Origin of the sequence: Rhodosalinus sp. (genome assembly GCF_046542825.1) — a bacterium.
Classification (GTDB): Bacteria; Pseudomonadota; Alphaproteobacteria; order Rhodobacterales; family Rhodobacteraceae; genus Rhodosalinus.
The window spans coordinates 1-7,943 of record NZ_JBKHAQ010000124.1 but is presented as its reverse complement, the minus strand read 5'-3'; the positions used below and the strand labels follow the sequence as shown (position 1 = coordinate 7,943).

Here is a 7,943-nt window from a genome sequence, read left to right as displayed (position 1 = left end):
GGCCTGCCCCTCGCCTCCGCGATCGAGCTCGCGGAGACGCTGCGCGGCGATCTCCGGCCCAGGCGCCTCGAAACGGAGGCCGAGCTGCTCGCCCACGCCCACGGGCAGGGGCACTCGGACCCGCGGCTCGCGCGCTTGCAGCATCGTGAACCGATGTGAACCCGGGCCTTCCGAAGGCACGCCGGCCCCTTTCGCCGTCGAAACCACGCTCGGCGGCCCGGCAAGGCCCCGATCGAAGATGCCGCCCAGGAACCGACGAACCGAAGACGCCCCGAGGCCGTGGAACCTGAACACCGGCAGACGGTTGAACGGTCTGACATCACGGTCGGAGCATGCATGGGACGTCTCTCAGCCAGTGTCGCAATGGTCACCGGTGCGCTTCTCGCCGCCACTGTCACCGTGGCGGAGCGCGCTTTCGCGACGGATCTCGCCGGGGCCGGACGCCATGACCAACGGGCCGCCGCTGCCTCTACGTCCGCCGACGGCTCCGGGGACGCCCGTGACAGAGATGGCGACACCTCCGATCCCGCAGCCGCCATCGCCGAGACAGGCGGCCGTTCGGCGGACGAGGTCGTGCCGGACGCGGACCCCGCCGACAACCGGGCCGAGGACGACGGCCTCGCCGCGGAAGAGCGTGAAACGCCCGAGCCCGAGGTGCTCACGCTCGATCCCGGCGAGATGTCCGACACCGCGGGCGAGGAGACGGAGGGCGCCGGGCAGCAAGCCGCCTCGGCCGAGGACCGCCCGGCAAAGGCGGACGAGGAGCGCGGCGGGGAGCAGGACGCGGAGCAGGGCAGGGAGCGGGACGCGACGCGACCGGACACCGACACCGCCCGGGACGATCCGCCCAGCGGGGACCGGATCGACCTGAGCCGCAGGGTCACCTCGATCGCCGATCTCATCGGATCGCCGGTGCACGACGGCGATGGAAACCGGACCGGCGAGATCGCCGACCTGCTGATGTCGCTCGAGACCGGCATGGTGGAGACGGTGGTGATCGCCGACGATGCGGGCTTTCTCGGCCTTGGCGAGGAGGACACGCGCCGGGTGTCCATCGACCGGGTCGCCATCGACCCGCTCGGCGGCGAGGTGATCCTTGACGGCGCCGACGGCGACGACGGCGACGACGACGCCGGGGGCGAAAGCGGCGGAGGCGAACGCGAATGAAGAAGGATGAGCGCCCGCCCGCAGGCGGGCCGCGATCCGGCGGCGCCCCGCGCGGCGGCGCGGACGATCCGGTGCCGGACGGGACGCGGGCCGCGCCGCGCCGCGACGACCGCTCCCGCGATGCAGGCGGCAGGGGGCAGCTGTGGCCATGGCTTCTTCTCGGTCTGCTGTTCCTCGCCGTGGGCGGCGGTCTTTACTGGTATCTCGCCTCCGGCGCGGCGGCGGACGACGAGGCGGGCAGCGGCGAGGGTCCGCGGGCGCCGCTGATCGAGACCGCCGAGGTCACCGCGACGGACCGGATCGAGATCACGCAGACCGGCTTCGTGCGGCCGCTCTTCGAGATTGAACTCGCCTCCGAGGTTTCGGGACGCATCGCCTCCATCGCCCCCGAATTCCGGCGCGGCAGCCGGGTCGCCGAGGGCGAGCCGCTTGTGGCGCTCGACAGCGCCACCTTCGACGCCGATGTGGCCGGCGCGGAGGCGGGCCTGCAGGAGGCGCGCGCCGCCCTGACCGAGGCGCGGGTCGCCCGTGACCGGGCAGAGACCCTGGAAGAAGGCGACATTGCCACCGAGGAGAGCCTGCAGCAGGCGATCCTTGGCGTTGCGCAGGCAGAGGCCGCGCTGGCCGCTGCCCGCGCCGAGGTGACCCGCGCCGAGCAGGCCCGCGAGGACGCCACGATCCGCGCGCCGCTGGACGCGCTGGTGATCGCGCGCGACGCCTCGCCGGGTGGCTTCGTCCAGCCGGGCGCGCCGCTCGGCCGGCTGGTGGGGCTCGAGGCCGCGGAGGTGGAGATGGGGCTCACGCCCTCGGATCTCGCGCTGCTGGGCGATCCCGGCGCGCTTGCCGGCGCCGCGGTCGAGATCCGTGCGGTCGGGCCGGGACGCGAGCCGCTCGCCGAAGGTGTCGTGACCGACGTCGATCCCAGCATCGCGCCGGAGACGCGGACCACCGGCCTGATCGTGCGCATCGAGGGGGCCTTCGACGAACGGTCGCCGCGGCCCCTGCGCGTCGACGAACTGGTGGAACTCGCGCTGCCCGCGCGCCTGCCCGACGCCGGCGTGCTCTCCGTGCCCGCCGCGGCGCTGAAGGACGGGGATACGCTCTGGGCGCTGCGCGACGGCGTGCTGGAACGCCTCTCGGTCGACGTGATCCGCCGCGGCGAGGACAGCGTCGACCTGGTCTCGGACGCGCTGTCGGCCGGTGACAGGGTGATGTTGTCGGACATGGCCGCGGCCTTCGACGGGCAGGAGGTGCGCGTGGCCGGGGACGACGACGGGGACGGATCGGGATGACGTCGCTCATTCTTGCCTCGCTGGGCAACCGCGTCGCCGCGAACCTGCTGATGCTGGCGCTGGTGGTGGGCGGGATCGCCGCGGCGCTGAACCTGACGGTCCGCACCTTTCCCGAGATCGCCACGACCGCGATCAGCGTCACCATCGACTACCCCGGCGCCACGCCCACCGAGGTCGCCGACGCGATCCTGACCCCGGTCGAGGAAGAGCTGCAGGGCCTCGAGGGTGTCCGCGAACTCAGCGCCACCGCGACGCAGGGCACGGGCACGGTGACCGCCGAGCTTTACGACGGCGCCGATGTGACCGAGGTCAAGGACGATATCGAGACCCGCCTCGCCCGCGTCGCGACCTTTCCGGACGCGGCGCAAAGCCCCCGCGTGGCCGAGGTCGAGCCGACCGAGCTTGCGGTGCAGCTTGCGCTCTACGGCGACGTGCCCCGGGCGACGCTCAAGGCGCTCGCCGAGCAGGTCCGCGACGACCTGACCGACATGGACGGGATCAGCCAGGTCGAGCTGTCGGGCATTCCCGCGGATCAGATCGAGATTGCGGTCGATCGCGAGACGCTCCAGAGCCACGGCATCGGCCTGATCGAGCTTGGCGAGCGGATCGAGAACGCCACGCTCGATCTCTCCGGCGGCGCCATCGACACCGGCGAAAGCGACATCCAGGTCCGCACCCTGGGCGAGGCGCGCAGCGCCGCGGCCTATCGCGACACCATCGTCTTCGCCGGCGCAGAGGGCGCGCTCGTGCGGCTGGGCGAGATCGCCCGCGTCACCGACACGCTGGCCGAGGAGGACACGGTGGCCGAGGTGGACGGCGACACGGCGATCTTCGTGTCGGTCAACCGCGCGGGCGACGAGCAGGTGCTGGACATCGTGGACCGCGTGCAAACCTATCTGGACGAGCGGCTGTCGCCGCGGCTGCCCGAGGGGGCAGAGGCCGTCGTCTGGCGCAACGAGGGCGAGCAGCTTCGCGGGCGGATCGACCTTCTGCTGAAGAACGGCGCGATCGGAACCGTGCTGATCCTGATCGTCCTGATGTTGTTTCTCGACCTGCGGGTCGCGGCATGGGTGGCCACGGGGGTGGTGGTGGCCATGACCGCGACCTTCGCGCCGATGTGGCTTTTCGGGACGACGATCAACCAGCTCTCGCTCTTCGGCTTCATCCTGGCGCTGGGGATCGTGGTGGACGATGCGATCGTGGTGGGCGAAAGCGTCTACTCCGAGGCCGAGGCGCGGGGCGAAGGCGGCGCGGAGGCGGCGCGCGCGGGCATCCTCGCGGTCTGGCGTCCGGTCTTCTTTTCGGTGACGACGACGATCCTCGCCTTCGTGCCGCTGCTGTTCCTGCCGGGATCGTCGGGTTCCTTCATCGGGCCCGTCGCGGCGGTGGTGATCTTCGTGCTGTCGTTGTCGCTGGTGGAAAGCTTCTTCGTCCTGCCGCGGCATCTCGCGGGGCTGCGGACGCGGGCGCCCCGCCGCTTCTCGCCGCGGCGCCTGACGGAACCCGCCAGGCGGCGCGTGGGCGCGTCGCTCGCGCGGTTCTCGGACGGGCCGCTCAGGCGGCTGGTGGAAGGCTCGGTCGCGCATCCGTTCGTCGCCATCGCCTTCGCGCTGGGCCTTGCGGCGGGGACGGCCGGGCTCTTCGCGGGCGGGCACGTCAAGTTCGTGTTCTTTCCGGAGATCGAGGGGAATTTCGTCACCGCGGAGCTGCGCTTTCCCGAAGGAACCAGCACGGACGCAACGCGCGAGCGGGCCGAAGAGCTCGCCGCCGCGGCCCGGCAGGCCGCCGAGGCGCTCGACGCGCCGGGGCTCTTGCAGGCGACCTCCATCACCATCGGCTTCGAGGCCGAGGGCGGCGGGCCGGAGGGCGAGAGCGGGCCGCGATCGGGCAACCGCGCGACGGTATCGGCCAAGCTGCGGGATGCGGGCGAGCGCGATGTCGCGGCGGCGACCTTCCGCGAGGCCTGGCGCGATGCGGCGGGCGACGTGCCGGGGGCGCGCGAGCTCTTGTTCTCGGCCTCGCTCGTGGGCGTGGGCGCGCCCATCCGCTTCGAGGTCTCGGCAGAGCAGGAGGACACCCGCGACGCCGCCGTCGCCCGCCTGCGCGAGGCCCTCGAAGGTCGCGACGGCGTGCAGGACATCCGCGACGACCGCACCTCTGCCGCGCAGGAACTCGCGATCCGCCTGCGCCCCGACGCCCGCAGCTACGGCGTCGATCTCGCGAGCCTCGCCAACGAGCTGCGCGGCGCCTTCTTCGGCGTGACCATCGACCAGATCGCCCGCGACCGCGAGGAGGTGGACGTGCGCCTGCGCCTCGCGCAGGACCAGCGCGACAGCATCGCGGACCTTCTGGCGCTCCGCATCCAGACCGCCGAGGGGCAGGTGCCTCTGCCGGTCCTGGCCGATGTCTCGCTCGACCCCGCGCCCATCGAGATCGAGCGGCTGAACGGCCGGACGATCACCACCCTCGAAGCGGATGTGGACACGGCCGTGACCACCGGCGGCGCCGAGACCGCCTGGCTGCAGCAGAACGTGATCCCCGAGCTTCGGGCCGATTACCCGGACCTCGAGATCTCCACCGGCGGCGAGCAGGAGGAGGCGGGCCGCTTCGGCGCCTCGATCACGACGAATTTCGCGCTGGCGCTGATCGGGATCTACGTCATCCTTTCGCTGGCCTTCTCGAGCTACCTGCGCCCGATGATCGTGCTCGGGGTCGTGCCCTTCGGCCTCGTCGGCGCGATCCTGGGCCACGCGGCGCTGGGACTGGATCTGACGCTGCTGTCGATGTTCGGGATCATCGGCCTGTCGGGCGTCGTGGTGAACGGCGCGCTGATCATCGTCACCATGATCCAGCAGCGGGAGGCGCAGGGCGAGGACCCGCTCGAGGCGATCGCCGGCGCGGCGCTCGAGCGGTTCCGGCCGATCCTGCTGACGACGCTGACGACCTTTCTCGGGATCGCGCCGCTGATCCTCGAAACCTCGGTGCAGGCGCAGTTCCTGATCCCCACGGCCGTGTCGCTCGGCTTTGGTATCCTGCTGGTCCTCGTGCTGCAGATGATCCTGGTGCCCGCCTATTCCAGCCTATACGCGCGCAGCCGGCGCCGGGTGCGGGGGTTCGCGGGTTCGGACGCCCGGGCGTGACGGCTTGCAAGGTCGTTCACCCGGGCAAGGGGTGACAGGCCGTCGAGAGCGGTGCGCGGTCTCGACCCGCCGGCCAGGTCAGGCCCGCGCGGCGATACCGAAGGAGCGCCCGGGGAGGGCGGCGGACTGGATCAGGAGCCTTCTCCCTCGCCCTCGCCGTCTTCCGTGCAGCCGTTCTCGTAGGTGATCACGGGCCACTCCTCCTGGCGGAGCGCGGTCTTTGCCAGCCACCCGGTCTGGTCGCCGAAGCGTGCACGGCACCACACACCGTCCGAGGCCACGAGGCAGTCGTTCACCCGGACGCAGGTCTCTTCCGGCACGGTTCCAAGCTCGGGGGCGTCGCGCCGCGGCTGGCTGCGGACGTTCAGGTTGACGAGCGTCTCGATCGACCCGACCTGACCGCCGTCATCCGTGAGGGTCGGACGCTCGAGAACCTCGCGCGGGGCGCAATCCGCGCTGTATCCCAGAAAAAAGCAGCCGTGGCGGCGAAGTGCCTCGGCAATCGCGCCGGAGGTGCCGTCGCCGCTCGGCCGCTCCAGGACCACCCCCTGGCCGGTATCGGAAAACTCGCCCGTGATTCGCTGCTGGTTGCCGCCGAGTTGCAGCACCTGCTCTCCGGCCTCGTTCCTGAGACTGAGCTGGCCGTCCGAGATCGTCCAGGAAACGACCGCGGAGAGGGGCATCCTGCAGCCACGCGTCGCCGCGTCCCGCGAGTCTCCCTCTCCCTCTGTCCCAAGGTCGATGCGGCAGGTCTGGTCCGTCTCCGAGCGTTGGGGGTCGAAGACGTACCAGTCGCCGGAAAACGCCTGAAAGAACTCGTCCGCGGTCTGAGCCTCGAGCGGGCTTGCGGACAGGCCGCAAACGGCCGCGGCTGCGAGCAGGGCAAAACGCATGGCCACTCCTTCGTTCGTCACTCTGTCGTGTCGGGGAAATCGCCGTCCCGGGCAAGCCGCATCTCGGCGCGGGCGAAGGGCGTGCCGGCGGCGCTGAGCGTCAGGCGCACCTCGAGTTCGGCGTCGGGCCCGGCGGACAACTGTGTTTCGCCCACCACCGTCTCCGAGCCGGGCTCGACCGCGATGCTGCGCGACTGGCGCGTGGCGGTCCGGCCGCTGGAGTCTGTGCGCTCCAGCGACAGCTGCGCCTCGACCTCGCCCGATGCCAGGCCCACGACGCGTCCGGCGATGCGATAGCCCCCCTCCACAGGCTCGACGTCCAGAACCGGAAGGGCGGGCGAAGCCGCGTCACCGGCCATGCCGGCGGCAGCAATGGCGGACCCGAGGACGCCCCCGAGCAGGGTGGCGCGCAGACCGAGCAATGTCAGTAACGGGTCTGGGTGATCGTGATCGTGCCACCCGAGTTCGTGAAGACTTCGATCGGATTGGCACCAGCCGGCGTATCGAGGTCGTCGCCATTCAGCGTGGCTACCACCGTCGTGTCCGTACGCGCGAACGCCAGGGAGGCAGCCGAGAGATCGAGACTATAGTCGTTGCGGTTACCGTTCTGAGTCAGAATGCCGGTCACCCCGCTGCCTGCGACGATGACTGTGCCATCGTTTCCGTCGCCGTTCTGGAACAATTGGCCGGTGTTGCCGGTCTCTCCGTCCAGCGGCGAACGCACCTCCAGCCTACCCTCGTTCCCGCTGCCTTGCTGTGCAAGCACGACAGTGGCAAGGCTGCCCGCCTCGATGGTCGCGGTGTTGCCCAGATCATCCACAGTGGAACTGCCGGGACCCTGCAGGAAACTGACGACAGCGCCCTCGCCTTCGATGGTGATTTCCCCGGAATTGCCCCCGCCGATCTGGCGGGCGCGCCCGTCTTGCGAGACGTCGCTCAACGCGAGAGTCCGATCATCCTCATCGATATCCTCGATAAAAAGGCCAATGCTCGAATTGTAAGCCTCGCTCTGATCGATGAACAACTCGTTCCCGAAGGCGGAGTCGGTCGAATCCTGGAGGAGGTTCACCTCGTTACCGTCCGCGAAGGCAACCGGCGCGGCAAGCCCGATGACGAGAGCCAGAGCCGAACAGCGTGTGGCGATGCAATTCATGGTCCAAACCCCTATGTGCGCCATAGATTTACCACGAAGACTGCGAGATGGCCACCATGTTTCCAGTGCCGGTCTGTCGAACAACCGCAAGATGACCTTGCCCGGATTGCGCGATCGCGGCAAGGTTTGCGGTGCCTTCGACGACAAGGCGCGCCCGGTTCGCGTCTCCGGACTGCGTGACCGAGAACAGGTTGCCGGATCCCGCGACATCGATGGCCGCCTGGTTCCCACTGCCGTCCTGAACGATTCGTCCCGGGCGGTCGAGTGCTGACCACAGCCCGGTTTCCTGACCCCAGCC

At 70.5% G+C, this 7,943-nt stretch carries 7 protein-coding genes; 3 read left to right on the top strand and 4 right to left on the bottom strand.

The window, feature by feature from the left end:
* Nucleotides 1-336 precede the first annotated feature (336 nt).
* The 3 genes from ACLFOB_RS13145 to ACLFOB_RS13135 are packed head-to-tail and all read left to right on the top strand — an operon-like array spanning nt 337 to nt 5,599.
* Entirely contained in the window at nt 337-1,167 is an 831-nt protein-coding gene (locus tag ACLFOB_RS13145) for a PRC-barrel domain-containing protein (RefSeq protein WP_410926368.1), read from the top strand.
* The gene (locus ACLFOB_RS13140) at nt 1,164-2,459 is read left to right on the top strand and encodes an efflux RND transporter periplasmic adaptor subunit (protein ID WP_410926367.1); all 1,296 of its coding nucleotides are present in this window, start codon (nt 1,164-1,166) and stop codon (nt 2,457-2,459) included. Before ACLFOB_RS13145 ends, ACLFOB_RS13140 begins: the two co-directional genes overlap by 4 nt.
* Nucleotides 2,456-5,599, top strand: coding sequence for an efflux RND transporter permease subunit (locus ACLFOB_RS13135; protein ID WP_410926366.1), 3,144 nt, complete (start codon nt 2,456-2,458; stop codon nt 5,597-5,599). The genes ACLFOB_RS13140 and ACLFOB_RS13135 overlap by 4 nt, the downstream gene beginning before the upstream one ends.
* Before the next feature lie 131 nt (nt 5,600-5,730).
* Here ACLFOB_RS13135 and ACLFOB_RS13130 read toward each other — a convergent pair whose 3' ends face one another.
* From ACLFOB_RS13130 to ACLFOB_RS13115, 4 genes are all read right to left on the bottom strand, one after another.
* Nucleotides 5,731-6,492, bottom strand: a complete 762-nt coding sequence (locus tag ACLFOB_RS13130) for an SH3 domain-containing protein (RefSeq protein ID WP_410926365.1) — start codon at nt 6,490-6,492, stop codon at nt 5,731-5,733.
* Between the two features lie 17 nt (nt 6,493-6,509).
* Complete coding sequence (gene csgH / locus ACLFOB_RS13125; protein ID WP_410926364.1) at nt 6,510-6,851, bottom strand: curli-like amyloid fiber formation chaperone CsgH; 342 nt, start codon at nt 6,849-6,851, stop codon at nt 6,510-6,512.
* 65 nt (nt 6,852-6,916) lie between these two features.
* Entirely contained in the window at nt 6,917-7,645 is a 729-nt protein-coding gene (locus ACLFOB_RS13120; RefSeq protein ID WP_410926363.1) for a hypothetical protein, read from the bottom strand.
* Nucleotides 7,646-7,673: 28 nt separating this feature from the next.
* On the bottom strand, nt 7,674-7,943 hold a 270-nt coding region (locus tag ACLFOB_RS13115), incomplete at its 5' end, for a hypothetical protein (protein WP_410926362.1).